The 24,447-nt window shown below is 50.0% G+C and carries 29 protein-coding genes and 1 pseudogene; 9 read left to right on the top strand and 21 right to left on the bottom strand.

Annotation, left to right across the window (positions count from 1 at the left end; genetic code table 11):
- The first annotated feature begins 97 nt into the window (after positions 1–97).
- A complete protein-coding gene (locus MHI45_RS32080; RefSeq protein ID WP_076113025.1) occupies positions 98–910 on the top strand; it encodes a hypothetical protein in 813 nt (270 codons plus the stop codon).
- A 61-nt stretch (positions 911–971) separates the two neighbouring features.
- Here MHI45_RS32080 and MHI45_RS32075 read toward each other — a convergent pair whose 3' ends face one another.
- The 9 genes from MHI45_RS32075 to MHI45_RS32035 form a co-directional block, all read right to left on the bottom strand.
- On the bottom strand, positions 972–1,763 hold the full coding sequence (locus MHI45_RS32075) for a lipid II flippase Amj family protein (protein ID WP_076113024.1): 792 nt from the start codon (positions 1,761–1,763) through the stop codon (positions 972–974).
- Between the two features lie 19 nt (positions 1,764–1,782).
- The gene (locus tag MHI45_RS32070; protein ID WP_076113023.1) at positions 1,783–2,187 is read right to left on the bottom strand and encodes a ribosomal maturation YjgA family protein; all 405 of its coding nucleotides are present in this window, start codon (positions 2,185–2,187) and stop codon (positions 1,783–1,785) included.
- A 24-nt stretch (positions 2,188–2,211) separates the two neighbouring features.
- Positions 2,212–2,685 (bottom strand): NUDIX domain-containing protein, encoded by a 474-nt coding sequence (locus MHI45_RS32065; RefSeq protein ID WP_076113022.1) that lies wholly within the window; start codon positions 2,683–2,685, stop codon positions 2,212–2,214.
- A 38-nt stretch (positions 2,686–2,723) separates the two neighbouring features.
- Entirely contained in the window at positions 2,724–3,185 is a 462-nt protein-coding gene (locus tag MHI45_RS32060; protein ID WP_076113021.1) for a DUF4362 domain-containing protein, read from the bottom strand.
- A 158-nt stretch (positions 3,186–3,343) separates the two neighbouring features.
- Complete coding sequence (locus MHI45_RS32055; RefSeq protein WP_256718216.1) at positions 3,344–3,913, bottom strand: putative ABC transporter permease; 570 nt, start codon at positions 3,911–3,913, stop codon at positions 3,344–3,346.
- Between the two features lie 145 nt (positions 3,914–4,058).
- Positions 4,059–4,253, bottom strand: a complete 195-nt coding sequence (locus tag MHI45_RS32050) for a hypothetical protein (RefSeq protein ID WP_038590093.1) — start codon at positions 4,251–4,253, stop codon at positions 4,059–4,061.
- A 55-nt stretch (positions 4,254–4,308) separates the two neighbouring features.
- Positions 4,309–5,082: an NAD-dependent epimerase/dehydratase family protein gene (locus MHI45_RS32045; protein WP_076113019.1), complete on the bottom strand. Its 774-nt coding sequence runs from the start codon at positions 5,080–5,082 to the stop codon at positions 4,309–4,311.
- A gap of 269 nt (positions 5,083–5,351) precedes the next feature.
- Positions 5,352–6,455 carry a Gfo/Idh/MocA family protein gene (locus tag MHI45_RS32040; RefSeq protein ID WP_179091821.1) on the bottom strand — a complete coding sequence of 368 codons (1,104 nt, stop codon included), beginning with the start codon at positions 6,453–6,455 and terminating at the stop codon, positions 5,352–5,354.
- 24 nt (positions 6,456–6,479) lie between these two features.
- Entirely contained in the window at positions 6,480–7,139 is a 660-nt protein-coding gene (locus tag MHI45_RS32035; RefSeq protein WP_038590084.1) for a ThuA domain-containing protein, read from the bottom strand.
- Positions 7,140–7,295: 156 nt separating this feature from the next.
- Between MHI45_RS32035 and MHI45_RS32030 the strand changes: the two genes are divergently transcribed.
- The 3 genes from MHI45_RS32030 (at position 7,296) to MHI45_RS32020 (ending at position 10,595) form a co-directional block, all read left to right on the top strand.
- A complete protein-coding gene (locus MHI45_RS32030; RefSeq protein ID WP_038590081.1) occupies positions 7,296–8,129 on the top strand; it encodes an AraC family transcriptional regulator in 834 nt (277 codons plus the stop codon).
- Between the two features lie 147 nt (positions 8,130–8,276).
- Positions 8,277–9,308: an ROK family protein gene (locus MHI45_RS32025; protein WP_083675828.1), complete on the top strand. Its 1,032-nt coding sequence runs from the start codon at positions 8,277–8,279 to the stop codon at positions 9,306–9,308.
- Between the two features lie 87 nt (positions 9,309–9,395).
- Complete coding sequence (locus MHI45_RS32020) at positions 9,396–10,595, top strand: MFS transporter (protein ID WP_076113048.1); 1,200 nt, start codon at positions 9,396–9,398, stop codon at positions 10,593–10,595.
- A gap of 80 nt (positions 10,596–10,675) precedes the next feature.
- Here the strand turns inward: MHI45_RS32020 and MHI45_RS32015 are convergent, their stop codons facing one another.
- Together MHI45_RS32015 and MHI45_RS32010 are read right to left on the bottom strand one after the other, a co-directional pair.
- On the bottom strand, positions 10,676–10,849 hold the full coding sequence (locus tag MHI45_RS32015; RefSeq protein WP_173139976.1) for a hypothetical protein: 174 nt from the start codon (positions 10,847–10,849) through the stop codon (positions 10,676–10,678).
- A gap of 100 nt (positions 10,850–10,949) precedes the next feature.
- Complete coding sequence (locus MHI45_RS32010) at positions 10,950–11,852, bottom strand: ArsR/SmtB family transcription factor (RefSeq protein ID WP_076113017.1); 903 nt, start codon at positions 11,850–11,852, stop codon at positions 10,950–10,952.
- A 153-nt stretch (positions 11,853–12,005) separates the two neighbouring features.
- Between MHI45_RS32010 and arfA the strand changes: the two genes are divergently transcribed.
- The gene (gene arfA / locus MHI45_RS32005) at positions 12,006–13,514 is read left to right on the top strand and encodes an arabinosylfuranosidase ArfA (RefSeq protein WP_076113016.1); all 1,509 of its coding nucleotides are present in this window, start codon (positions 12,006–12,008) and stop codon (positions 13,512–13,514) included.
- A gap of 10 nt (positions 13,515–13,524) precedes the next feature.
- Here arfA and MHI45_RS32000 read toward each other — a convergent pair whose 3' ends face one another.
- From MHI45_RS32000 to MHI45_RS31990, 3 genes are all read right to left on the bottom strand, one after another.
- On the bottom strand, positions 13,525–14,214 hold the full coding sequence (locus MHI45_RS32000; protein ID WP_038590072.1) for an LrgB family protein: 690 nt from the start codon (positions 14,212–14,214) through the stop codon (positions 13,525–13,527).
- Positions 14,211–14,627, bottom strand: a complete 417-nt coding sequence (locus MHI45_RS31995) for a CidA/LrgA family protein (protein ID WP_038590069.1) — start codon at positions 14,625–14,627, stop codon at positions 14,211–14,213. Before MHI45_RS31995 ends, MHI45_RS32000 begins: the two co-directional genes overlap by 4 nt.
- A gap of 239 nt (positions 14,628–14,866) precedes the next feature.
- On the bottom strand, positions 14,867–15,547 hold the full coding sequence (locus MHI45_RS31990; RefSeq protein WP_038590067.1) for an NAD(P)H-dependent oxidoreductase: 681 nt from the start codon (positions 15,545–15,547) through the stop codon (positions 14,867–14,869).
- Positions 15,548–15,695: 148 nt separating this feature from the next.
- Here MHI45_RS31990 and MHI45_RS31985 point away from each other — a divergent pair.
- A pseudogene (locus tag MHI45_RS31985) lies at positions 15,696–16,070 on the top strand (winged helix-turn-helix transcriptional regulator).
- 52 nt (positions 16,071–16,122) lie between these two features.
- Here MHI45_RS31985 and MHI45_RS31980 read toward each other — a convergent pair.
- Both MHI45_RS31980 and MHI45_RS31975 read right to left on the bottom strand, forming a co-directional pair.
- Positions 16,123–16,500, bottom strand: a complete 378-nt coding sequence (locus MHI45_RS31980; RefSeq protein ID WP_076113015.1) for a YkvA family protein — start codon at positions 16,498–16,500, stop codon at positions 16,123–16,125.
- A 214-nt stretch (positions 16,501–16,714) separates the two neighbouring features.
- Positions 16,715–17,689 (bottom strand): acetylxylan esterase, encoded by a 975-nt coding sequence (locus tag MHI45_RS31975; RefSeq protein WP_076113014.1) that lies wholly within the window; start codon positions 17,687–17,689, stop codon positions 16,715–16,717.
- Between the two features lie 100 nt (positions 17,690–17,789).
- On the opposite strand from MHI45_RS31975, the gene MHI45_RS31970 reads away from it, so the two are divergent.
- Positions 17,790–18,626: a sugar phosphate isomerase/epimerase family protein gene (locus tag MHI45_RS31970; protein ID WP_076113013.1), complete on the top strand. Its 837-nt coding sequence runs from the start codon at positions 17,790–17,792 to the stop codon at positions 18,624–18,626.
- On the opposite strand, the gene MHI45_RS31965 is transcribed toward MHI45_RS31970, so the two are convergent.
- Positions 18,627–19,133, bottom strand: coding sequence for a DinB family protein (locus tag MHI45_RS31965; RefSeq protein WP_076113012.1), 507 nt, complete (start codon positions 19,131–19,133; stop codon positions 18,627–18,629).
- Between the two features lie 139 nt (positions 19,134–19,272).
- Between MHI45_RS31965 and MHI45_RS31960 the strand changes: the two genes are divergently transcribed.
- Positions 19,273–20,376 carry a glycosyltransferase family 4 protein gene (locus MHI45_RS31960; RefSeq protein ID WP_341118591.1) on the top strand — a complete coding sequence of 368 codons (1,104 nt, stop codon included), beginning with the start codon at positions 19,273–19,275 and terminating at the stop codon, positions 20,374–20,376.
- A gap of 88 nt (positions 20,377–20,464) precedes the next feature.
- On the opposite strand, the gene MHI45_RS31955 is transcribed toward MHI45_RS31960, so the two are convergent.
- The 4 genes from MHI45_RS31955 to MHI45_RS31940 all read right to left on the bottom strand — a co-directional run bounded on the left by MHI45_RS31955 (position 20,465) and on the right by MHI45_RS31940 (position 23,135).
- Positions 20,465–21,694: a hypothetical protein gene (locus tag MHI45_RS31955; protein ID WP_076113047.1), complete on the bottom strand. Its 1,230-nt coding sequence runs from the start codon at positions 21,692–21,694 to the stop codon at positions 20,465–20,467.
- 20 nt (positions 21,695–21,714) lie between these two features.
- Positions 21,715–22,086 carry a hypothetical protein gene (locus MHI45_RS31950; protein ID WP_076113010.1) on the bottom strand — a complete coding sequence of 124 codons (372 nt, stop codon included), beginning with the start codon at positions 22,084–22,086 and terminating at the stop codon, positions 21,715–21,717.
- A gap of 238 nt (positions 22,087–22,324) precedes the next feature.
- A complete protein-coding gene (locus MHI45_RS31945; protein WP_076113009.1) occupies positions 22,325–22,726 on the bottom strand; it encodes a hypothetical protein in 402 nt (133 codons plus the stop codon).
- 4 nt (positions 22,727–22,730) lie between these two features.
- Positions 22,731–23,135 carry a hypothetical protein gene (locus tag MHI45_RS31940; RefSeq protein WP_038590050.1) on the bottom strand — a complete coding sequence of 135 codons (405 nt, stop codon included), beginning with the start codon at positions 23,133–23,135 and terminating at the stop codon, positions 22,731–22,733.
- A 174-nt stretch (positions 23,136–23,309) separates the two neighbouring features.
- Between MHI45_RS31940 and MHI45_RS31935 the strand changes: the two genes are divergently transcribed.
- Positions 23,310–24,071 (top strand): SGNH/GDSL hydrolase family protein, encoded by a 762-nt coding sequence (locus MHI45_RS31935; RefSeq protein ID WP_038590046.1) that lies wholly within the window; start codon positions 23,310–23,312, stop codon positions 24,069–24,071.
- Positions 24,072–24,447 lie beyond the last annotated feature (376 nt).

The raw sequence follows: 24,447 nt of genomic DNA, 5'->3' as shown, positions 1-24,447 counted from the left end.
GGAGCGGGCGAAGCACCTCGCAGGACAGGCATTTATGCCTTTCTTGGGGGTGCTTTTTTTGTGCGCTTTAACGCAATTCAGACGGGAGATGAAGAAGATGATCTATTCAGCAGGCAAGGAAAGTTCCAGGAACAGAAAGGCTGCGCCCGTTTATTTCAGAAGATTGGCCGCTTTGCTAATTGTATTAGCACTTCTTACGGGCAATATTCCGCTGGCCGCAGCAGCAGGAGACTGGGACTCCGCGCTGGAAGAATTTCATGATTTATATGAAGATTACACCGGACTGCAGGTTACGCTTAAAGCTGAAATTTCGAGGAATCAAACGCTGCGCAAACAAAATACCAGTGATCTTTCCGCGATTAATTCGCAGCTTAAGTCCATTAACCAGTCTCTCCTCAACAGACTGAAATCCGAGGCCGAAGCGACGCAGAAGAAGCATGCACCGTTACTGGAACAGTACACGACACTCGGCAAGCAGGCCTCAGCCGCCCGTAAAGCCAATAATCAGAAGTCTGCTGCTTCCTTGAATCTGAAGCGCAATAAACTGAAGGCATCTGCAACCGCTGCCCGTGCGGAGATCAAAGTAAAGACTACAGCCCTTGCTGAAGCGCGGAAGTCTACCGCTGCCAAAATCAAACCGACAAAGGATGCCCTTGCCCCGGTTTCTGCTCTGCGGAAGCAAATTACTGCAGAGAACAAAAAAGTAAGCGAGCTGCAAGCTATACGTTCTGAAGCTGACAAACGTTATAAAGCCGCTGTCAAAGCAGGAGACGCTGTTGCAGCCGCTGCGGGGATGAAGCTGTCTTATGCCAAGATGAGCGAAATACGCGTCATGGTTCAGCAGATGTACAGCTGGGAGCAGAAGATATCGGCTGCGCTCCGGACAGCGGAATCCAAGATTCCGAAGTAAAGCTGCTGGCCAAAGAAACAGCCACACTGCACTGCATGTTTCGGCGCAGTGTGGCTGTGCATTATATCAGCTGTACCAGCCAGCTGATGAAATAAGAAGCAGGCTCAAGCACAAGCTGGCCCAGCAAGGTTCCGAGGAAACGTGCGCCCATCAGCAGCACATAGATTTTTCCCAACTGGTCGCGATATTCCAAATGCTCCGTAGCCTTGTGCGTGATAATGCCAAGCTGCGGGTCAATGAAGATGGTCAGCAGAATCGTAGCCAGCCCGTTGATAAGTCCTGAAGCTTGAGAGGCGGTTGTGCTGAACTCTGGCGATAAATGCGCCGCGTACAATGAGGAGAGCACCCCTACGGTATAGAACGCAGTAACAAAGATATTCATGATAATAAAACGTTTGGGAATGCCGAGATATCTGAAGCTGGGCAGTTTCATCTTCGGTTTTTTGATATATTTCCGCGTGTTCTTAAGCTGGCCGATAGTTACGCTGGTCAGTAGCTTCGGTATAGAGCCCTCCACCTCCAGCTTGGAAATCACTCTTCCAAACAGGCCCACGAAGGTAGGGAATATGGCAATCGCTATCAAAGTGCCAAGCGATGAAGCCAGCATGATGATCCGCAAATAATTGATTAAGGGAAATTCAGGGTGTGTTTTGGCAAAGTCAACAAATTTGGCGGTAAGCGGTGCTTGGATCATATTAGCCGTTCTGGATACTAGTACAATAATTCCGGTCAACGATAATGCTATGGCGATCTTGTTCAGCTTCACTCCGGCAAAGCGAACGGAATACGACAGGGTTTCTGCCGTATGAATGACCATTGTCAGCAGGCATACCACAATTAGACTGTTTGTCATTTGTCGAAATCATCTCCATTTATAAATCTTCCTGCCTTTTAGCGCGAATTCTTGCGAAGCCAAAGCGGTCTGCCACATAAGAGAACAAAATCCCTGCTGAATATCTGATCAAATCAATCCAAAGGAAACCTTTGCCGAGAATTAATCCTCCCAATAAAGTGGCACGCAGCTCATTGATCCATATTTCTTGGTAGAGCTGGCTAAACTCGATGCCAAAGCTGAAGCCGAAACTCAGCACTACCGAAATCCACCGTTGTTGCCGGGTAAGCAATACGCGAAAGGCAAAATAAATCATGGCCGCCCACAGCGCATCTCCAAAATGTCTTGAGATAGACAGCGGCAGCTGGTCTGCAAATGCTCTAGAACCGAATCCGAGCACCATCATCAATAGCATAGCGATGCTGTAAGCAAGTTTTGCTCTCATGTTGTCCCTTTCCGGATTCCCGTTCTATTCAAATATGGCATGCCCGTTACCGGAATCCTGCATAAAAATCTCCCGGGGGTATGGGATGGCTATCTCGGGCAGCTCCTGTTCCTTGAAAAATTTAAATTCTTCCGCCTCTCCGTCCATGCTTCTCGGCGTGCCTTTGACAATCGAGCATTCAAACACAATTACCGAATACTCAACCATGTCCCCATTACTGTACTGGTATGCATACTTTTCGCCGCCCAATACCCCAATGATCCGCCCCGGTGTCACCATCAGCCCTGTCTCTTCAAAGACCTCTCTGCGCAGCGCCCTGGATGGAGTTTCACCGGGTTCAACCGCTCCGGCAGGCAAGCCCCACAACTGCTCTTTTCCTTTACGAATAAAGAGAATCTCCTCGTCGTCATTTCTGATTACTGCCGCTACAGATGGCACCATCAGCAGCCCGGAGCCTGTCTTCTCACGCAAAGCACGGTAATATTCCGAGATTGGCATGTTCATTTCCCCCTTTATGTAACCTTGCCAGAGTAAGTCTACAGCTCATCCTTGCGAAAGAAAATAATATTGATCTTCTCTTCCTTGGGATAGCCGCTGTACTCTGACAAATTTACTCTGTAAAAATCAGTGGTATTCTCAAGCCCGATCGCCTTGCATACATATTCGGTCTTCCCTGTGGCGGAGCTCATGCTGTCCCGTGTATTGTCCAGTGTCCAGCGCAGCTCCCGCCCATCATTGTAGACATCATGGATAAATGGCCCGCTGTCTATCCCCCAATTCAGCAGAGTAAGATTGTCACCCTTGCCATCCTCAAACCGCTGAATCATTTCTTTGATCCTGTCCAAATCCATCTGGTCAAAATGTGTAATCAAATTCGGCTGATCGTTTGACCTGGACGGCCGCTCAATGAATTCAAGGATTAATAAAGTTGCTAACACAGCGATTATGACTGCTTCCAAAAGCATAATAGTTCTACTGTATTTCATGATCCCTTTCATAATTCCTCCTGTCAGGATGTAATTTCATCATCCTCTGTCTCTATATTTGACACCACTGCCAGAGATTCCTTGTCTGAAAACACAAGAAAGAAACGGCTTGACCTTCCCGATAGGGAAGATAGCCGTTTCTGAGAGAACCATGATTCAATTGTTCATTTCTAACCTTCCCCGAGTTCCAGCCCCTTCAACCCCCGACGCCGGACCCGGCAAGTCCAAAGTAAATCAGCAAGAAACAACAGGGCAGCCATCGGCAGCACCATTCCCCATAACGGTTCAATGATCGTATACAATCCTTCCATCATCGGCTGGAGGAGGTAAATGCATGCTGTAGCCAGCCCCCACCAGTATAAGGAGAACTTCAGGCAGATATGCCCGTGCAGCTGGTACGGCAGCTCTTTATAATCCCACCATTGCCTGTGAAAAGCCGCTTTCAGCAGCCACCCGCTTGCATACTCCACTGCTGAAGGAATGATCAGCGCAAGCACAAGCAATAGCGGAACCGGCAGCTGCAAATCCTTGGCGGCCAGCAGGAGCAGCGGAGCACAGCCATACATCGGCTTAAAAGGCCCCTTCAGAAACCCCTCTTTACGAAAGGTTCCCTGACTGTAGAGATTATACGATCCTTCCAGCACCCAGCCCAGAAAGGAATAGACCATAAAGTAAAAGAAATATTCTCCCGCAACTGCAACAGCTGCATAGCTGTCCAGCGGTAGCACCGGTGTAATCACGATCTGTTCCGCCCCCTGCCTGTGAGGATTACCACACATATATTCGGGAGCTAGTATGCCATTCTAGAACTGTTGTTATGCAAAAAAACATAACCCTCGCGGGTTATGTCCAGAAACCAAAATATGAGCCCGGCACTCCGCCGGTTTATTCTTTAAGATTCTTAACATGCTGTTCCTTGAGCATTGGTGTCAGCGACTCGCCATCCGTCTGTCTTCTTAGTGTCTCCAGCTTCATATCGCTGCGTACACCAAAGTCCGAACCGTACTTTTTCTCAAGGTTGCCTGCCTGCGCTTCCCCGCGTTTCTGCCGATACCGGCCGTTCTCGTTCCGACTACGCATTTCATTTCCTCCCCGCAATTGAAATTGCTTGAGACCCTAGAAATCTGCGATGATCTTACGTCACCCCTCCCTGATATTCCGTTTCATCCTGACGTACATCCCTGCCTTCTGCCTTGGCCTGTTCAAGCAGCTCCGCCGCATCATCTTGAGGCTTGTATCCGATCAGTTCCTCCAGATACCCGATGGTATAATAGTTGTCAGTATTCGCAGAGGTCCCATACAGATTCAAATATTTCAGTTCCTCATCCGCCTCAATGCAGCATTCTACTAATTGCAGCAAATCGCGTTCAGAAATCCAGATATGTCCTGCCCGTTCCGAATGGGGGCGGTCGTCCCCGGGGAAGTTGCCGATCCTGATATTCAGCGAAGAGATTTTGCCTTGGTCTGAGTATAGGCGGCCGAGCAGCTCGATATAACATTTGCTTAACCCGTAAAAGCTGTCCGGCCTGTAAGGGTCGCTTGGACCCGTTTTCTCATCGGTCTTGTAATATCCGGTCGCATGATTGGAGCTGGCGAATACAATGCGCCGCACACCGTTCTGTACAGCCGCCTCAAATAATTTGTAAGCACTCCCTACATTGCCTTGAAGCACCTTACCCAGGAAATCGTCATTATCCTTAATCCAGGCAAAATGAAGTACCGTATCGACACCCCTGGTAAGCTCTGCCAGCCGGGCTTCATCCGCGATATCCATCTGAACGATCCCTTGCTCTTCGTCCGCTTGAATATCTGCTCCTACAACATCATATCTGCCGCTTTCTTTCAGCCCCTTGAAGAGTGCATTGCCAATTCTTCCAGCCGCCCCTGTTAGCAAGAGTTTGCGTTTCATTAATTACAAGCCCCTTTCCAGCCTACTATCCTATGCATTATTAACCGCTGGAGAGGAAATGATTACAAATGACTCAAATTTGCGGGCTGGCCAGACCCATTTTCAGGTAGTGGCGAGCCGTTTGAATGCCAACTGCACTGTTACAACACAAAAAAGCAATGCCCGTTCCCGGAAGTACCGGAAACGGGCCGCTGCTTTTTGAGAAAACAAGAATTATTATGCTTCGCGCAATAAATTATCCTTATCTTTCTTCTCGTTTTGTATATTTGCTACTCCAGGTACCCTTTAACCAAACCCAGCGGCAGCAGCTTCGGCTGCTCGCAGCTGGTGGACAGCTCCGCATAGCGCTTGGTATCGGAGCTTGTATGGAACGCATGCATAATTTCAAGCACATGATTGGCCAGCTCGCCGTTTGCGCGCGGGGTGTCTCCTGTCCCGATGCAGCGGGCCATATCCGCCACGCCAATGCCTCTGCTGTTCCCGGCATAATTGTAGATCAGCGGAATCTCCTGGAATTCCGTGCTGTGAGCCGGACGCAGCAGGATCGGACCGCCGAAGGTGTTAGGGTCCGGTACGATCAATGTGCCTTGCGATCCGTAGATTTCGATCCGCGGCAATGTGCTGTGCCAGACATCGAAGCTGGTAATCATCGTTGCCACGGCGCCGCTGACGAACTCAATGGTTCCGGCGACATGTGTAGGTACTTCTACATCAACCACTTTGCCGAACTTCTTCTCACTGGTGATCGTCCGTGTGGCAAAAGAGGTTTTGGTGATGCCGCATACCGTTTTGGCCGGGCCAAGTAAAGATACCAGAGCCGTAAGATAATAAGGGCCCATATCAAACATTGGGCCGCCACCGGCCTGATAGTAGAATTCAGGGTCCGGATGCCAGCTCTCATGACCATGGCAGAGCATGAAGGCCGTTGCTGCTACCGGCTCTCCGATATAGCCGTCCGCAATCAGCTTGGCGCAGGTTTGCAGACCACCTCCGAGGAAGGTGTCCGGCGCGCAGCCGATGAACAGATTCTTTTCCTGCGCCAGACGGACAAGCTCTGTTCCATTCTCAAGCGTTAGCGACAGCGGCTTCTCGACATACACATGCTTACCGGCTAATAAAGCTTGCTTACACACATCGAAATGAAAATTAGGCGTGGTCAGATTAACGACAATCTCAATCTCATCCGAAGCAAGCAATTCCTCTGTCGTCCATACATGAGGAACTCCATATTTCTCCGCTGCCTGCTGTGCCCGCCCCAGATCCAGATCAGAACAGGCATAGACCTCCGTGTTCACAAAAGTTCCGGTCAAATTCTCAAAATAAATGCCGCTGATATTCCCGCAGCCGACGATGCCCACCTTCACTTTACGCACAATGATTCTCCCCTTATCACGGTTTTAGTTGGCAGCCCACAAAAAGCCTTTACGCATCAGTTCCTTGGCTTCCGGAATATCAAAAACATCCGCATGATGTCCAAGAGAATTGTAGAATACCTTACCCTTGCCCCATTTCTTCGTGTATACCACTGGCATGGTGATGACCCCGTTCGCCGAATGCTCCCCTTCGCTCAGCACAAAAGTTGTTGTAGCCAATACGTCTACCGCTGGATCTACATGCAGATAATACTGTTCTGACTTCACCATGAAATCCGGGATGCCTTCCACAATCGGACTGGAGCCGGATCTCACAATATTCACTTCATAATCCACTCCATCGTTGAAGGGATGTGCCACCCACTGCGATCCGGTCAAAAATTGCCATTCTGTATTATTACGGAAGGAATCGCACATCCCGCCATGACAACCGGCAATGCCTACCCCGGAAGCCACAGCTGCAAGAACGGAAGACACCTGTTCACCCGCGATTTCACCCATTGTCCACACCGGGACAATCAGACTTAATTCCTTAAGCGCCTCGGCGTTATTGAAGCTGTCCAGCGTATCCGATACCTCAACCTCAAACCCTTCGGCCTCCAGAATACCGGCAAAAATCGCTGCAACCTCATTCGGTTCATGACCATCCCATCCGCCTTTTACAATCAATGCTTTCTTCGCCATATCAAGTTCTCCTTTTTGTCCTGGAATCAATAACCCTGTCTACCTGAAGAAATTGTAATCCAAAAGGGTACTGGCTGCTCGCCATTTTGCTTGAATGACTGGTCATTTTTTGCTAAGTTTATGTGTAAATAGCGGAAGATCAGAACAGGAGAAATTATGAGAGCTTTTCACGAGAACCGAACGTATGGATCAGCTTTTCCCTTCACTGCATTTGTGAGTGCAAATATAGATTTTCTGGCCCACTGGCATAACGATCTGGAGATTATCTATGTACTGGAGGGTTCAATCCGGATGGGGATCAACTCGGAAACACGGGTACTTCTGGCAGGCGATCTGGCCGTTTGCAGCAGCGGAGATATTCACTACTATGACAGCAAGGACAACAAATCCAAGCTTATCTTTGTTATCTTTAACCCTTCGCTGATCGGGTTTCCTGCAGGCTGGCCCCTGAATATGCGGCTCACTTCCCCTTTTAGGGAGAACCGTCCAGCCACACCGGAAGATGAGGTCATTAACAGCCGCCTGTCCGCGATCATGCAGGAACTGCTGCAGGAACATGTTCAGAAGCTTCCGCATCATGAACAGCTTATGATCGGCTTGCTGCACGAGCTGTGCGCATTGATTCTACGGAATATGCCTCTGGACATAGTCAATCCTCATAAGGATAAGCGGCGCATTACGAATATGAAGATCATGCAGGAAGTCCTTGAATACCTCGACGTCAATTACATGCATCCCATCACACTTGCCGACGCAGCACGTCACGCCAACATGAGCCTGTTCTACTTCTCCCGTTTCTTCAAAAGCATCTCGGGCATGAGTTACATCGCGTACCTCAATAGTATCCGGGTCAATCAGGCAGAACGGCTGCTGCTCAGCACGGACAAAAGCATTCTGGATATCGCGCTGGAATGCGGTTTCTCTAATATCCGTACTTTCAACCGTGTATTTAAACAGGTCAAGCTGCGGACACCGAGCGAACTTCGTTAGCGCTGCGTTACATCGCTATCCTCATGTTTTCAAGTTCAATTCATATAATAATGTCTTGCTTCTTCGCAGAATAGTAACTACAATACACTTGTTAAAACTCTTTTAAAAAATACCATGATAATCAATATCCCGAAGGAGGGTTCCTCTATGTCACAACCATCCCACAATACACAGCTGGTGAAGAAAATAAATGTTGAATTGGTTAAAAACATGCTGCGCACGTCCGGCACAGGCACGAAAGCATCCATTGCAGAGCAGACCAGATTGAGCGTGGCCACATGCGGCACGATCTTGAATGAACTGGTCCAGACTGGTGAAATCCTGGAACTTGGATGGGAGGAATCCAGCGGCGGCAGACCGGCGAGAAAGTATCAGTTCAACGCGGATTATTCCTTCATGATCTGTATGATCGTGCGTTCCGAGGGCGGCGTACAATCCATTTCCTATGCGCTCGCGAATCTTAACGGTGAAGTGATCGAGGAGACCGCAAAGGTGTTCGATCAGATTACTCTGGGCACCCTCGAAGACTGGCTGGATCAGATCATAGAGGCTCATCCGAATGTGCAGGCGATTGGCATCGGCATACCGGGGGTAGTTCAGCATGACCGGATTGGTATATGTGATGTGCCGGCGCTGGCAGATCAGCCCCTTGGTATCCTTCTGAAGCAACGCTATGAAGAGGTTGAGATCATTATAGAGAATGATATGAATCTGACGGTTTACGGCTTGTATCAGAAGCTGTTCCTGGATGAAGAGAGTCATTTTGCCGTGTTGACTTTCCCTAAGAACCATTTCCCCGGAGCCGGCTTCATGGTGAATGGACGTTTGCTTAACGGAAACAGCTATTTCAGCGGCGAGGTGTCATACCTGCCTTACGGCATTTCCAGAGAGGAGCAGCTGCGGCTGGTCCAGGGTTCTGGGGACCCCAGCAGGCTGGCAATTCATGCACTGGTATCTATTATCAGCATTATCAATCCTGCTACGATCGTGATTACCGGTGACAATATATCGCCAGGGATGCTGGACGATCTGCGCAGCGGCTGCCAGGAGATCATTCCGCCCGAGCATATGCCTGAGCTGATCATCCAGAATGATACCCGGCAGGAATACTTGAAAGGACTGATTACAACAACCATGGAAAGCCTGACCTACCGGTTCCAGCTGGTTGAACGGAAATAAAATACGCATCATCTCAAACTCAGGAGGCTATTTAATGTGAAGGCTCAAGCAAGCAATTCCAAAAGCAAACCTAACACTATCTATATCATGCAGCTCGTAACCATCTTTCTAGGCTTTGTTGTATTCGGCATCTCGGAAAATATTAAAGGACCGGCGATTCCGCGGATTCAATTTGATTTCAACCTGGATGAGCAACAGCTCGGTACGCTGCTCTCTCTGAATGCACTGGGCTATCTGATCGCCTGTTCTTTCACGGCTATTCTCGTCCGCAAATGGGGAATCAAGGCTGTCAGCATTATTGCATTCGCCTCGATGGTCATCTCGGGTGTGTTCATCTTTCTGTCACATACCTATCCGCTGTTTGCATCCTCTTACTTTCTGATGTACATCGGGAACGGCATGCTGGAGATTGGGCTGGCGATTCTGGGGGCACGCATTTTCGTAAAAAATACGGGGATGATGATGAATTTATCCCACTTCTTCTATGGACTGAGTTCGACCGTAGCGCCGCTGCTGGCTACAGGAGTGATGTCGTTAAGTGTGTTTGGACATCTGCTGGACTGGCGGGGGATGTACCTGGTCATGTTGTCGCTCTGTCTGCTGCCGATTCTGTCCGCACTGCGCAGTACCTTTCCCGGCGATGAACTGCCACACGAGGACCGCACTTCCTTCCGGACCCTGATGCATGATCCTGCGCTCTGGATGATGGTCATGATCCTGTCCTTTGGCGTCGTTTCCGAATTGGCAGTAGGCGGCTGGCTGGTTAACTTTCTGGAGAAAGCGTATGCCTGGGATACCGCCCAGGCCGCCGGCATGCTGTCGGCATTCTTCCTGTTGTTCTCACTCGGACGACTCTTACTCGGTCCGCTGACGGACCGTATCGGATTTGTGCTCTCCCTGATTATATTCTCATGCTTCTCGGCAGTATGTACCTTCATAGCTCTGGCTGGCGGGGAGAGCTTTGCATTTCTGTTCGCTTTATCGGGGGCAGGAATCGCCATCATCTATCCTACCGTTATGGCCTTTATTGCGCGCCGCTACCCCAATGGAAGTGATATAGCCATTACCTTTGTTGTGACCTTAATGGGCCTCGGAAGTGTTGTCGGAAACTACCTGATCGGCTGGGTAATTGAAACCGTCAAAGCTATGTATGGCAGTACAACAGAGCTTGGCCTGCTTCGCGGTCTGCAGGCGGGATATGGTTTCATCGGATTATGCGCTGCGGTCTGCTCCGTGTCGGGAATTGTGCTGTATCTGTATTTGAAGCGGAGACAGGAACTGATCTGACGGCTTTACGCTGTATAATTTCCCAAGCTAAAAAACAGACTATCCCCGAAAGGATAGTCTGCTTTGGCAGTTCACTTGGATTAATTTTTGGGGAGCGGGTCTGGATGAGCCGATTCTGCAGGTTTAGCCACCCAGTCATCAGCCTCCGGTTCAATATCGACACCGTTCTCCATCTTTTTGCGCTCGGCGAGAGAATCACCGTCTTTGTTTTCTTTATTGCGGAGATCCGCTTCGTTTTGCGTGTGATCTGACATGTGTATCCTCCTAGACTTTTTTTGGGCCACATAGTTATAGTTACCCGTTGACCTGGTTTGCAAACATTTTGCAGGATAGTCCTGAAAAATTGCAGGTCGGCTATTCGTAATATACCCGGAAGACAATGTCCTGCTCATAATTCCCGAACCCGCGGCCAAACAGGGTTAAGCCGCCCCGCCTTCGGGTGGTGTCCTCCGCAGTAAGCCGGAAGATCCAGTGATCCTGCTCCCAACCCACATCATCAAGGGTGACCGCAGAGATCTGCTGTCCGTCCACATACGTACCGCCTTTATTAATCCTTAGGACCTTGAGCAGTCCATATTGATTGACATCCGAGTTCCACCAGGCCGGAGTAAGGCGTCCTCTCATCACCCCGAAGTCACCGGGACTGGTCCATTTCCCCAGCTCCATACCATTCAAGGTAAAGCTGATGTCCGAAGGCCATTTCTCGTTCACATGCGGTGCCTCTGAGCCGATTTCCATAGAGATCTCGATCTCCTGAACCGTCTGGTCCATAAAAAGATAATTAGGAACCTTGTACTCGGCGTAACCTTTGGCGAACCATAAAATCCCCGCATCCACCCGTTCCGGATCGAGAAAATAACGCGGATCATCATAATACCCGATCAGCTTTTCTGTTGTGGCAATGCCGCAGGTCGGCGAAGCTTGCAGATCTGTATAATGTCCCACAGGCACCGACACCTCGACCACTTTTCTGGCGATACCCTTTGATCCCGACAGCTTAATCTGCAGGAAATTGGCCGACAGCGAACAGAACTTGTAGGTCCCTCCGTCGATTCTCTTCATTTGCGAGCTTACAATTCCTGCCTTTTGGAGCTTGGCGACATGGGAGCTCACGATTGCACTGCTGAGATAAAGTCTGGCTGCCAGCTCTTTGATATGCATTTCCTGCGTGCCAAGCAGTTCAATAATCCGCAGTCTGACCTCACTGGCCAGCGCTTCATAGACCTTAAGAGATTCTGAATCCGTTGTTAAATACATATCCTATCCTCCATTACCCGTAATTGAATTAACATTTTTATTAATCCTTAATATTTATATTGCTTAGTATAGCTTGACATACGTATTATGTAATCAGTTATTACTTTACGGATTAATATATTAATTAATCCTTTACAAAGGAGCAGATAATTCATGACGATACAATCCTCGATGATTGTCGATAAGGATTTTAAGCTGGCTGAGGTGGACCCGCGGGTCTACGGTTCTTTCATTGAACATCTGGGACGGGCTGTCTATGGCGGTATTTACGAACCGGGACATCCAACGGCAGATGAGAACGGCTTCCGCGGAGATGCCCTGCAGGCCATCCGCACGCTCAATGTTCCGATTATCCGTTATCCCGGCGGGAATTTCGTCTCAGGCTACAACTGGGAAGATGGAGTTGGTCCCAAGGCTGAGCGTAAGCGCTCTCTTGAACTCGCCTGGTGGACGACCGAAACCAATCAAATGGGTACTAATGAATTCGCAGAATGGGCAAAGCTGGCAGGCTCCGAAGTCATGATGGCCGTCAATCTCGGTACCCGGGGGATCGATGCGGCCAGAAATCTGGTCGAGTATTGCAATCACCCCTCCGGCTCTTACTGGAGTGATCTGCGGATCTCCCACGGTTATGCAGCCCCCCATGCCTTCAAAACCTGGTGTCTCGGCAATGAAATGGATGGTCCATGGCAGATCGGGGCCAAGACGGCAGTTGAATACGGGCGCCTAGCCAATGAAACAGCCAAAGCCATGCGCTGGGTGGATCCTTCACTTGAGCTTGTCGCCTGCGGCAGCTCAGGCAGCGGGATGAACACCTTCGCCGAGTGGGAAGCTACTGTGCTGGATCTCACCTACGATAATGTGGATTTCTTGTCTTTGCATACGTACTACAATAACAATGAAGACGATACCCCCAATTTCCTGGCCCGCTCCCTGGATATGGACCAGTTTATCGACAGTGTAGCCGCTGTATGCGATTATATCAAGGCCAAGAAAAAGAGCAGGAAAAAGATTTATCTCTCCATGGATGAATGGAATGTGTGGAAGTCCCAGGGTTCGAGCCGCGCCGAGCAGCATTGGCAGGTCGCCCCGCCGGAATTCGAGGATGTGTACACGCTGGAGGATGCGCTTGTTGTGGGTTGCTGTCTAATTTCGCTGCTGAAGCACGCGGACCGGGTGAAGATGGCCTGCATTGCCCAGCTTATTAATGTCATTGCACCAATTATGACCGAAAACGGCGGCCCGCTCTGGCTGCAGACCACGTACTATCCTTATATGCATGCTTCCGTCTATGGCCGCGGGACCGTTTTGCACCCGCTCATTTCCAGTCCGAAATATGATTCCAAGGATTTCACCGATGTTCCCTATCTGGAAGCAATCAGTGTATACAACGAAGAGCTGAACGAGGTAACTGTGTTTGCCGTTAACCGCCATCTGGCAGAAGGCTTGGAGCTAGCTGTGGACCTGCGCAGCTTCGGGGCTGTTACCGTACTCCAGCATACCGTACTGGAACATGAGGATATTCATGCAATGAACACCCGAAGCAACCCGGGGACGGTCCTGCCGCATGACCGCGGCACTGCCACGGCAGACGGCGGACGCGTAAGCGCCCTGCTTCCCAAGGCTTCCTGGAATGTGATCCGGCTGCAGGTGAACGGCTAGGCCAGAGGTATTAATGATACATGATCCAGGCCACGAGCGGTCCGATAATGGAGCCGACGATAGCGCACACCGTCATCGCTACGGAACTCATGGAGACGGACTGCTCGCCGTATTCCAAGGCTTTTGCCGTACCAAGTGCATGTGAAGCCGTGCCCAGACCGATCCCGATGCCGGACTCGCCCCGGATGCGGAACAGCTTGATGATGTAAGGACCGCCGATGGCTCCGGTGAATCCGGCAATCATCACAAATACGGAAGTCAGCGAGGAATCCCCGCCCAGATTGCTGGAGATTTGAATCGCTACAGCGGTCGTAATCGATTTCGGCAGGACTGAAAGAACATACAATTTGGAAAATCCCATTCCTGCCGCCATCAGCAGGCCGCTGAACATCCCGACCAGAAGTCCGGTTACCGTACCCCCAAGCACTGCGGGGAGGTTCTGCCACAACACATGACGCTGTTTGTACAACGGATAAGCGAGAGAGACAACTGCAGGTCCAAGCAGCTTGTTGATCCACTCACCGCCGATCATATAAGTGTCGTAGGAAATATGAAAGCCCATCAGCAGCACAACCACTGTAAAGGTTGCCGTCAGGGCCGGCAGGAGTACGGGGAAACGATAACGTTTGTAAAGCATGGACATCAGGAGATAAATCCCCACATTAAGCAGGATAAAGCCAACTGCGAGCAAAAATCTCATGCTTCCTTCCCCTTCTCTCTAAGGCTTCCAGTGCGGTAGCTGTTTCTGCTTCTGCGTCTGGCGCTGCGGCCGGTGAACCACTGGCTGGAATGGGCCGTTACGACCATGGTCAGCACACTGCTCACCACGAGAATGGCAATCAGCAGGAGTCCTCTGCCGCTGAAAATATCGAGGTGGTTCATAATCCCGGCAGTCGCCGGAATGAAGAACATCGGAAGATAGGCCAGAATAAAGGAGGAGCCATTCTCAATCAGCTTGAGCGGCACGATTTTGCAGAGCAGCAATATAAACAGAAGCAGAAGCCCGACAATACTGCCCGGAACCGGGAGATGCAGCAGCTTTTGCAGATAGTCTCCGGCCAGATAGAACGCGTACAATATTCCGACCTCGGCAATAATGCGGATGATTTTCATGATGCAGGAATCCCTTCAGTCTTAAAATGAATATCCTATGTAAAAATACTGACTATATTAGAGTAGCAGAACTTTCAGTAAATTTTCAATTATTTTTCGAAGCTTCTATGTATTTTCATGAGTGTAGAACAAAATAAATCCTTACATCCTAAAAAGAAACCTCTCCAGAACGGGATCGTGTTCTCACACTGCCCGCTCACATGGAGAGGTTTCTTCCATTTACATTACTCCTCTTTACTTTACACCCACTGAATCACTTGCCCGGCAGTTTGCCGAGTTTTCCCGCGCGGCTCATTGACCCGGTAACCAAAGGCTACCATGCAGGATATCCCAAAATGCTCAGGGTCCATAATACCTTCAGCAGCCAGTACCTCTTCAAGCTTCGCCTTGTCGAAGCCTTCTATCGGGCAGGAATCGATGCCGATCATCGCTGCGGCGGTCATCATATTGCCGAGAGCCAAATACGTCTGGCGGGCCCCCCACTCGAACATGGCCCGTTCATTGTCTTTCAGACCAAAGTCGACTTTCAAGAAAGAATCGTAAGTCTGCTGCTTACCTTCAGCAGCTTCGGGTGGCAGGTTCTGCACCTGTTCCATCATATGCCGGATATGATCCGATCCGGCGGCCATATCTCCGGGTTGTCTGGACAAAATCAGCACAAAATGGCTGGCGGTTGGCAATTGTCCTTGGGCCCCCCAGGCAAAGGGGCGCAGCTTCTCGCGGATTTCCGGGTTCTGTACCACAACAAACCGCCAGGGCTCAAACCCGAAGGAGCTTGGAGACAACCGTCCCGTCTCCAGAATAAACTGAAAATCATCCTCGCTGATTTTCCGGCTGCTGTCAAACACTTTCGTCGCATGTCTGAATTCAAAGGCGGATAGGATTTCATGCTTGGCTGCTGCTGTCGCACTGGCTTCCATCTTACATACTCCCTTTCTATAACTGGACAAGTTTAGTTTGACTGATTATGGCTTACAAGCATAATATTAATGTATATATAATTGATTTTGTAGTACGCACATTTTTGTTATGTAGTATACAAATTGATACTATAGGAGTGATCCCCGAATGCGAGATCGAAAAGGCGGATTTGGCCAATGCCCGGACGGCAACGAAACAGCGTGCCCCGTAGAATTTACGCTCGACGTTATTGGCGGCAAATGGAAGGGTGTGCTCCTGTACCACTTAATGGACGACAAGAAACGGTTCAATGAATTCCGCCGTATCTGTCCCGGCATTACCCAGCGGATGCTGACCTTGCAGCTCCGTGAGCTGGAGGAAGACGGGGTGGTGCACCGCGAGGTCTACCATCAAGTGCCGCCAAAGGTTTAGTATTCCCTGACCGAATTCGGCCGGACACTGATCCCGATCATCATGCTGATGAGGGATTGGGGCGAGGAATACAAAATAAAACAGCTTTCCAAAGAAAGCTGCCCTAGTTGATCCAGAAACAGGGGTGCAGGCATGATGCTGCACCTTTTTTGTATGAACTGCTTTATTTATCCCCGTTGAAGAAAACCTCTGACTTCTCCCTGTGTTCGTCCGTTACCTGTCCGGCGATTGCCCGAATGCCTGCCGCAATAATAGCCGCGTCATCCGTCAGTCCCAGACCGAGCAAGGCATCAGGAATAGCATCAATCGGAGAGATGAAATAGGCTAGTGCTCCGAAGGCAATACCTTTTGCCCACAATGGAGTTTTGGCGTCAATGGCGCAATAGTACATTGCAATCGCATCTTTGGTAAAAGGAATTTTGCCGGCGAATTTCCTGGTTTTGCTCCAGAAGCTCTTCTGCACCAGCCTCTCGTTCTCTGTGCTGTATTTGAAATGGTCCACTACGAGTTCTGCGGGAAGCTTGTTTCCGTCCTTCTCCATTAGCGATCCCTCCTGTGATTGTAGACTAATCCTTAATAAGTTCTAAAGCTCCCTCATTATAACATATACACCGTACCCCTTCGGGCAACGCTCTATATAGATTGAACTTATAATTCTTCTATTTTGGGATTGGCCGTGACTACGGTTCAATCTATATAGCTAAAATTAAAACCCTTGACCTGGTATTACTCCAGATCAAGGGTATAAAAATTACCTAACGCTGCTGCGCAGCCCCTAAATGCCGCTGGAAAAACATCGCCTTCTGACGGTTATGGAACTCGCCGACCTCATGTCCGGAGAATGGGTAATCCCAGATTTCTTTGGGCGCCGTAATGCGGTTATACGCCGCATAGATCGTTTCCGGCATACATACCGTGTCCTTCCAGCCGACAGACATCATTACAGGTGCAGTAAAGCGGTGCGCCAGATTCACAATATCGAAATAGGCAAGATTATGCAGAATGCGTTCCAGATGCTCCGGGTACCGCTTGATATAATCAGCGATCTCTGTCAAAGAGCTGGTTGAATTCAGCACCCCGAAATCCAGCCGGCAAAGATTCGGAATGTCGGCAGCGACCGCAGCGACACGCGGGTTCAGCGCGCCTGCCAGCAGGGAAAGTCCGCCTCCCTGGCTACCGCCGGTAACAGCGATGCGTGAGGGATCTATGCCGGGCAGCTGCGCGGCGGTATCCACGGCCCGGACGGCATCCAGCGCCGCAGCCATGTAGTAGGAGTGCTCCTTCTCCAGGATCCCCTGGGTGATCCAGCCTTTGGCAACGCCGCTGCTCTGGGGCAGCAGGTTACCCGTCTCACCCAGCTGGCCCCGCACATCTACAGCCAGAACAGCATAGCCGAGAAGCACCCATGAGGCATAACGTTCAGGGTATCCCCGGTCCCCGGTATAACCCGGGAAGGTAACGATACAGGGCAGCGCCTGCCCGGCTTCTGCATTCCAGGACGGCTGAATATGCCAGGCATGCACCGTGGTTTCATCAAATCCCTTGAAGCTGACTTTGTTAACCTCCATGCCCGGATAGGGTGTTTCTTCGGGAACAGTGATAATGTGCAGCGGCTTCTGCTCATATTCTGCGAGGATTCCATCCCAGTAATTGTCGGCTGACTGTGCATCAAGTGTCGGTTCAGGACGGCAGTTTTCCAATTCCTGCTTACGCAGTTCAATAGTATTCATAGCATAATCTCCTAAACTTAGTCTTTGTTATTGCAAGTTCTTGTAAGCGTTATTAATATTAATAGTAATAATAATATAAATCCAGAGAATTCAAAAGGAGATGTTCATCATTCGATACGGAACTTTGGCGCATTCAGCAGGTTGTCTGCCGCTCCAGACCTTAACCTCCACACTGCAGGCCCACGATATCAGCTTCGTGCAGCTCGCCCTGTCCAAGGCAATACAGGATATCGACACTTCCCCCGGCAAACTGAGTCCCGGCTTGGCGAATTATATCGGCGAGCAATTCGACAAGGCAGGGATCCGTATCGGTGTTCTCGGCTGCTACATCAACCCCGTTCATCCGGACCCGGTGGTCCGCAGGGCAGAAATCGACCGTTTCAAGGAACACTTGCAGTTTGCCAGACAGTTCGGCGCACCGATGGTAGCTACAGAAACCGGGGACCTGCATACGTTTCAAGAGATGGAGTCTTACCGTTACGAGGAGATCGGTTGGGAAACGCTGCGGACTACGGTGGAAGAATTGGCCGAGGAAGCGGAGAAATGGGGCGTATTTCTGGGGATCGAAGGCGTCAGTACCCACACCTTATCCACCCCGCAAAAAATGCGCCGCCTATTGGATGAGGTCCCTTCCAGCTCCATAGGCGTCGTGTTCGACCCCTGCAACTGGATCGGTGACGATGTGTCCCGGCAGGATGAAATTGTGGACAGTGCCTTCAGTCTGTTGGGTGACCGGATGATCCTGGCTCACTTGAAGGATATCTACCTCGAAGGGAACCATATCCGTCACGGAAAAGCGGGCCAGGGGCTGTTCCACACTGCAGAATTCCTGCAAAAGCTTCAGACCTTCAAGCCTATGATTGATGTCTCCCTGGAGGAAATCACTCTTCCTGAGATTCGGGAAACAGTTGCCCTGTTGACCGCTCTCGGGAAATGATTAATTGTAATGCTTCCAGTTCAAAAGATGTGCGTCTTCCTCCTGCAGCCACTTCGCTGCATACACAATCTGCCCGGTGTGATAGGAATAATGCTCTGCCGCACCGATCAGTATCTTCTGGATGCTCCACCGGTAGCTCTCCACGCCGGAATTCTCCGGGTAGGTAATGGTAACTACCCGCTCCAAATCTGCAGCCGTGAGCTTCCGGACAACGGACCAGCTCTCGGCTCTTACCGATCTTAGCAGGGTGAGCAATTCTTCCCGGCTATGTCCGCCTGTCTCCAGAAGCTCACCCGGTCTGTCCCTGATCACCGGCTGATTGCCAATCCCGCTGACCAGATGCTGGTATTCGCTGCCTGCGACATGAAGGCAAAGGTTGCCGATCGCATTCATTTTCGGTCGGGGACGGAACCATATCTTCTCTTCCGGCAGCTTGCCTACAGCTTTCTCCACATACTCCAGAGATTGATCCAGCCTTCTCATACACTCCGCAATCATTTCACTCATCCTCTTTGCCTCCTGTTCGCTAGTCCCGATTTTTGATTAATGACCGGATACCCGGTACTTTTCCTATCCTTCTGAATAAAATAGTATACAAAAAGCATCGCTGCTGATGCTGTATTCTCCAGAAGGGAGGCGATCATCTATGAGGTTCACATTCCCCATTCTCACCTTATGCCATGGCGGGGCGCAACGGATGCTGGTGGAGCTCACCAATGGTCTGACAGCTTTGGGCCACCAGGTTGTGATTCTCATGCCGCTGGGGGGCGACATTTCCTATGAGATCCACTCCACCCTGCTCCGCACCGACCACACAGTGCTGCGTGAAACCGACTTTCCGGCCAGCGATGTCATTGTTTCCAATTTCTATACCACTGTGCCTGTGGCCGAAGCCGCCAGCAAGAATGGAAAGGGAATTCATGTACGCCTGTCCTTATGTTACGAGCCGCTTTTTTTGCCGGAAAATCATGTATCCTTTCCCAGTTATCATACCACCGGCAAGCTGATCGTTCTATCTCAGTGGCAGAAGGAATTGATTGAATTAAATCATGGGATTTCAGGAAGTATTGTGCCTGTCGGCATCAGCTCCTCCTTTAATAATATGCATATCCGCCACAAACTGCAGGAGCCGCTGAACATTACCGCTATTCTGCGCAAGGTTGAGAACGGCTTCTCCTGGCATCGCGAACAGGATTATCTGGTACAGCAGCTGGATATCGTCAAACAGAATCTTCCCGTTGTAAACATCAACTTCATCAGTCCGCCGGATGAATTCTATACCTCAGATTCCCTGCAGCAGATGAAGGCCAGCGGCAAATACCGCTTCTTCACACCGCTGAATGATGAAGAGCTCTGCTATCACTACAATGGGGCGGATATTTTTGTCAGCTCCAGCATTTTTGATACCGGGTCCCTCCCGGGACTGGAAGCCATGCGCTGCGGAGCGGCGCTCGTCTCCGTGTACTCCGGCGGCAATCTCGAATATGCCCGTCATGAAGAGAATTGCCTGCTCTCCTACCGGTACGAGAACCGGCTCGCCGAGGATGTCCTCCGCCTGAGCCAGGATCATCTGCTCAGAGCCCGGTTAGCCATGCAGGGAGAAAACGATTCTGCCGGATGGACCTGGGAGAACAGCGTCAGAATCATGGAACGGAGTATCAAAAATTTCCTCCAAGGCACACCTGCTGACAATCAGCCCAAGTCCGCACTGGTACGCAGGATGAACAGCTTTAGGGCAGGCAGGAAATAACGATAGCCTCAAAAGCAAAACAGCAGCTCAACTGCCCGATTGTGGCGTTGAGCTGCTGTTTATACTGTTGCGGCTTACATACATATGTTCAATTCCCGAAAATAACATCCTGTTTTCCAAGCCGCGTGTCGTTCCATACTGCTCCCAGTGTATCCGGGAAGATCGTTGCTGCAGTAATATAATCTCCGATGAGCGGAACCGGTGTAGGTGAATTCCCGTTCGGATTCGTGGACACATCCGATACTCTCCGGTTCACAAAGGACAAGCCGCTGTTGATGGATTCCGCCACGAAGACATCCAGCAGGAAACCATCCAGACGGTTCGTATAATAAATTACCCGCACTGTTCCGTTGGAAGGTGACACCGTAATCGATGGTGAAAAATTCTGCGAGCCTGGCGGCGCACCCGTTATGCTGACAGGTTGTGACCAGAGCAAACCATCCGGCGACCGCGAGAAAAAGATGTCTGCATACCCCAGCCGGAAATCATTCCACACCGCATAGACGAACCCGCCGAAGGATCCGGCCGAAATATCTGCTCCAAGGCTAAGATTTGTCTGCACACGGAAGGCATAATTCGGTACGGGCAGCGGACTTGGAACAGGAACCGTATTGGCGATAAATGTAGCTTCACGGGTAACGGGTGGATTAAAGGTGACTCCGCCATCCAGTGAAGCCCGGATATAGGCGTCTTTGGGGGCCGACCCAAGCTCAATAAAACCGACATATACCTCACCGGCGAGTCCGACTGCCAGAGCAGCACGCTCAAGCCTCCCTCTCGGATCTGATATACGCTGCGGAGGTTCCCAGCTTAACCCCTGATCTAAGGAGCGTTGAAAGAAGATCGCCGAGTTCTGCGCCAGATCATAAAGCGGCGTGTAGCCTACATAAGCATTTCCCAGGTACGGACTGGAGGGTGAGCGGTCCACGGCAAGAAAAGGCTCATCATTGTGGATATAGAGACCAAAACCCCGCCGGACAATAACAGGGGGATTAAAGGTCACACCGTTGTCGAAAGAGGTATAGGTTGCAATGGTTCCATCATTAAACGCATTAAAAAAATGAACAGCAACAATAAAGGTATTAGGAAACGTATAGTCTATGGTGGGTGCTTCTGCACTCATATAACCCGGTGCCTGCGGCAGAATAGTTGCCGACCATGTCTGCCCCCCGTCAATAGATCTGTAGAATCCGGTCAAAGCTGTACCTGTGCTGTCATCCACCGCCACCGCGCACAGAATATTCGGACTCAACGTATTGACTGCGATGGAAGGTTCAATATGATTGCCCGGAAGCCCGGCGGTAACATTGACATTCACCAATTCGTATCACCCCATCTTCAAGTAGAGATCATTGTTAAGCGGTCGATGTATGTAAACTCAGGTTGAAGAATGCTGTTAAGGAAGTTTCCGGCAGCGTCTATGGCGAACACATTTATGACAGTATTAACAGCACTGTAGAAATTGATCTGGGCTTCATAATAATCGGCTAGATTCACAGAAAAGGTCTGAACGACAAGCTGCTGGGGATTGACCTGAAATAAGGACTCGCCCACCGGTACGCGGGTGAAATTATTGCCCCGAAAATGAAAGATCTGCAAATTGATATTAATAGCGGCTATAATCGAGTCATTCAAACAGGAAATCTGTATTCGGTCGATATGGTTGAGTCCAGCCGGCGGATTGTAAACCGCCCCCGTTGTAAAGGGCATATTTTCTGATCTCCTTTCCTTCTGCTGCAAGCAGAGAGTTTCCCGCAGGACAACGCGCAGCCCACCTCCTTCGCAATCAGGTATAATACAATTCCATATATGTCTATGTGGATATTATTTGTCCAATGAGAGAAAACTTTGCCCAACCGGTGAGAAAACGGAAAATAATAGTAAAGGTACAGGCCTGGAGCATAAAAAAAACTGCCAGGAGCATGATTGCTCCGGCAGCCTCCAAAAATTAAAGTATGGAAAGCCCCGAGAATAAAAGCGGACCGATAATAACCGGCGGGTTCACCGTACTAATTGAAGAAGCGGTTAAAGCATATCCATAATATCCGGCAGGGATTCCGCTATCTGCAAAAGAGAAATGAACGGCTTCAAAGTCGTTTACTGCCAGCCCGCTGGATTGAATGGTGAAGACCTGCACCGCATTGCGCGAGATCGTAAAAATAATGTCGGAGCTGTTTGGTCCAGTGCTTTGCAGGCCAATGGTGCCTTGAAGTAAAACTGAGCCATTAGCGCCTACAGCTAAACCAAATTGTCCCAGAACAGTGCTGTTTGGCAAGCTGTTTACGGGCAATGATGCGGACTGGCTGAAGCTCGACGGGATGCTTTTTCCGAAATCAATGAGTTGTGTCATGGCTTCACACCAACGATAGTCCTGAGAAATCCACAGGACCTACCAGATTTGCAGAATTAAGGGCAGCATTGTTAACAATCGAAACTGTCAGCGTATAGGCAAAATATCCGGCAGGCACATTGGAATCCACATAGGAGAAACTAATCGGGTCAAATTGTCCGGCGTTCAGCGCACTTGCACGAATTGAAAAAATAGCGGCTGCCCCACGCAAAATCGTGAACAGCAGGTCCGGACTTCCGAGTGTGGTTTGCACGCCAACCGAAGCATTGAGCAGGACACTGCCTCCCTGCGCTGTCGCGAGCCCAAACTGGGTCAGTGTATTGCTTGAAGGAGCGCCAAGGACCGGCACGGAAATCGTCTGGCTGAAGCTGGATATTGAGCTTTTACTGAAATCAACAACCTGGGTCATTACAAAACGCCTCCTTATCACAAATTTAACTCTATATAGGATATGGCATTATTTAAGAAGTGACTGGACCTCTTCAGCCCCTAAATCCATGACATATATACATAGGCAATCCTTGGACGAATGGATTACACTAAGATTAAGTACAATAAAGCTATCGGAGGTGAGGCTAGTCATATGAACGTATCGGACAAACAAACTGCCGTGCCCCAGTTTAAATATATGGTAAGCGGCGATTCCATCTCCAAAGGGGTGGTCTATGATGAAGCGAGAAGCAAATATGTCATTCTGGAAGAAAATTACGTGTCGCTGCTTCAGGGCAATCTGAAGGGAGCGCTGCGCAATACGGCCAGATTCGGCAACACACTGCTCAAGGGCTTCGGCAATCTGAAACGGGATGTGCTGAAGGAGAAACCGGATGTGGTACTGATCGAATATGGGGGAAATGACTGCGACTTTCATTGGGAGGAAATTATGAATAACCCCGAGGCAGAGCATAATCCCAAGACCGATTTCACGGCTTTCGAAAAAATGCTGCTGGATATGATTGATTTCCTGAAAAGCCAGGGGATTATGCCTATTCTGATGAGTCTCCCTCCGCTGGATGCGGACAGCTATTTCAAATGGGTCAGCGGAAACAACCCGGCGTCGGAAGTGAATATTCTGAAATGGCTCGGCAGCATCACTAAAATCTACTGGTGGCAGGAAAGATACAATTCCACGATTATCAAGGTCGCCGAGAGCACCCGAACCAAAATCATTGATGTCCGGGGCGCTTTTCTCCAGCAGCCGGATTTCACCAAGTTCATCTGCCGGGACGGGATTCACCCCAACAAAGAGGGACACCGCATCATCTTTGACAAGGTGCTGGATTTCATCCGAAGCAGTGAACCCCAGCTGCTGGTGGACAGCACCGGACAGGCTGCACACAGTCATTAAAGTCTAAAAGGCCTGCTGCATATGATAGATGCAGCGGGCCTTTTGCCGCCTGTTCAGGGATTATGGGATGGAAACTACCGCATTCCTGGTGGAGCAAATGATTCCGGCTCTGCGATTCAGACAATGCTGTTCCAGTAAGCTGGCAAAACTACATTTGCTGCGTCTACCGGACTCAGGAGCCGCTATCTTACCACGAACGTGCTGTATTCCTTGCCGGCGGACTGCATAGCCGCTATTCTCGCCAAAAGGCGGCCATTTATCGCCAAATGTAGAGCATAACGTCCATGAGGTCCGATTCCTCGCTGGATGCTGCTGTTTATCCGAAATAGCTGCACTGGAGTCCGGATGCAGCCGCAGCATGCAAGTAGGTCTGCTC

The sequence above is a fragment of the Paenibacillus sp. FSL H3-0321 genome, assembly GCF_038002865.1.
In the GTDB taxonomy this organism is placed as follows: Bacteria; Bacillota; Bacilli; order Paenibacillales; family Paenibacillaceae; genus Paenibacillus_AQ.
This window is presented reverse-complemented; position numbering and strand designations above follow the sequence as displayed.

What these genes read in the sequence shown, in the direction of transcription:
- MHI45_RS32080 (WP_076113025.1), top strand. Translation starts at nt 98, where the DNA reads ATGATCTATTCAGCAGGCAAGGAAAGTTCCAGGAACAGAAAGGCTGCG.
- MHI45_RS32075 (WP_076113024.1), bottom strand. Translation starts at nt 1,763, where the DNA reads ATGACAAACAGTCTAATTGTGGTATGCCTGCTGACAATGGTCATTCAT.
- MHI45_RS32070 (WP_076113023.1), bottom strand. Translation starts at nt 2,187, where the DNA reads ATGAGAGCAAAACTTGCTTACAGCATCGCTATGCTATTGATGATGGTG.
- MHI45_RS32065 (WP_076113022.1), bottom strand. Translation starts at nt 2,685, where the DNA reads ATGCCAATCTCGGAATATTACCGTGCTTTGCGTGAGAAGACAGGCTCC.
- MHI45_RS32060 (WP_076113021.1), bottom strand. Translation starts at nt 3,185, where the DNA reads ATGAAAGGGATCATGAAATACAGTAGAACTATTATGCTTTTGGAAGCA.
- MHI45_RS32050 (WP_038590093.1), bottom strand. Translation starts at nt 4,253, where the DNA reads ATGCGTAGTCGGAACGAGAACGGCCGGTATCGGCAGAAACGCGGGGAA.
- MHI45_RS32045 (WP_076113019.1), bottom strand. Translation starts at nt 5,082, where the DNA reads ATGAAACGCAAACTCTTGCTAACAGGGGCGGCTGGAAGAATTGGCAAT.
- MHI45_RS32035 (WP_038590084.1), bottom strand. Translation starts at nt 7,139, where the DNA reads ATGGCGAAGAAAGCATTGATTGTAAAAGGCGGATGGGATGGTCATGAA.
- MHI45_RS32030 (WP_038590081.1), top strand. Translation starts at nt 7,296, where the DNA reads ATGAGAGCTTTTCACGAGAACCGAACGTATGGATCAGCTTTTCCCTTC.
- MHI45_RS32025 (WP_083675828.1), top strand. Translation starts at nt 8,277, where the DNA reads ATGTCACAACCATCCCACAATACACAGCTGGTGAAGAAAATAAATGTT.
- MHI45_RS32020 (WP_076113048.1), top strand. Translation starts at nt 9,396, where the DNA reads ATGCAGCTCGTAACCATCTTTCTAGGCTTTGTTGTATTCGGCATCTCG.
- MHI45_RS32015 (WP_173139976.1), bottom strand. Translation starts at nt 10,849, where the DNA reads ATGTCAGATCACACGCAAAACGAAGCGGATCTCCGCAATAAAGAAAAC.
- MHI45_RS32010 (WP_076113017.1), bottom strand. Translation starts at nt 11,852, where the DNA reads ATGTATTTAACAACGGATTCAGAATCTCTTAAGGTCTATGAAGCGCTG.
- arfA (WP_076113016.1), top strand. Translation starts at nt 12,006, where the DNA reads ATGACGATACAATCCTCGATGATTGTCGATAAGGATTTTAAGCTGGCT.
- MHI45_RS32000 (WP_038590072.1), bottom strand. Translation starts at nt 14,214, where the DNA reads ATGAGATTTTTGCTCGCAGTTGGCTTTATCCTGCTTAATGTGGGGATT.
- MHI45_RS31995 (WP_038590069.1), bottom strand. Translation starts at nt 14,627, where the DNA reads ATGAAAATCATCCGCATTATTGCCGAGGTCGGAATATTGTACGCGTTC.
- MHI45_RS31990 (WP_038590067.1), bottom strand. Translation starts at nt 15,547, where the DNA reads ATGGAAGCCAGTGCGACAGCAGCAGCCAAGCATGAAATCCTATCCGCC.
- MHI45_RS31980 (WP_076113015.1), bottom strand. Translation starts at nt 16,500, where the DNA reads ATGGAGAAGGACGGAAACAAGCTTCCCGCAGAACTCGTAGTGGACCAT.
- MHI45_RS31975 (WP_076113014.1), bottom strand. Translation starts at nt 17,689, where the DNA reads ATGAATACTATTGAACTGCGTAAGCAGGAATTGGAAAACTGCCGTCCT.
- MHI45_RS31970 (WP_076113013.1), top strand. Translation starts at nt 17,790, where the DNA reads ATGTTCATCATTCGATACGGAACTTTGGCGCATTCAGCAGGTTGTCTG.
- MHI45_RS31965 (WP_076113012.1), bottom strand. Translation starts at nt 19,133, where the DNA reads ATGAGTGAAATGATTGCGGAGTGTATGAGAAGGCTGGATCAATCTCTG.
- MHI45_RS31960 (WP_341118591.1), top strand. Translation starts at nt 19,273, where the DNA reads ATGAGGTTCACATTCCCCATTCTCACCTTATGCCATGGCGGGGCGCAA.
- MHI45_RS31950 (WP_076113010.1), bottom strand. Translation starts at nt 22,086, where the DNA reads ATGCCCTTTACAACGGGGGCGGTTTACAATCCGCCGGCTGGACTCAAC.
- MHI45_RS31945 (WP_076113009.1), bottom strand. Translation starts at nt 22,726, where the DNA reads ATGACACAACTCATTGATTTCGGAAAAAGCATCCCGTCGAGCTTCAGC.
- MHI45_RS31940 (WP_038590050.1), bottom strand. Translation starts at nt 23,135, where the DNA reads ATGACCCAGGTTGTTGATTTCAGTAAAAGCTCAATATCCAGCTTCAGC.
- MHI45_RS31935 (WP_038590046.1), top strand. Translation starts at nt 23,310, where the DNA reads ATGAACGTATCGGACAAACAAACTGCCGTGCCCCAGTTTAAATATATG.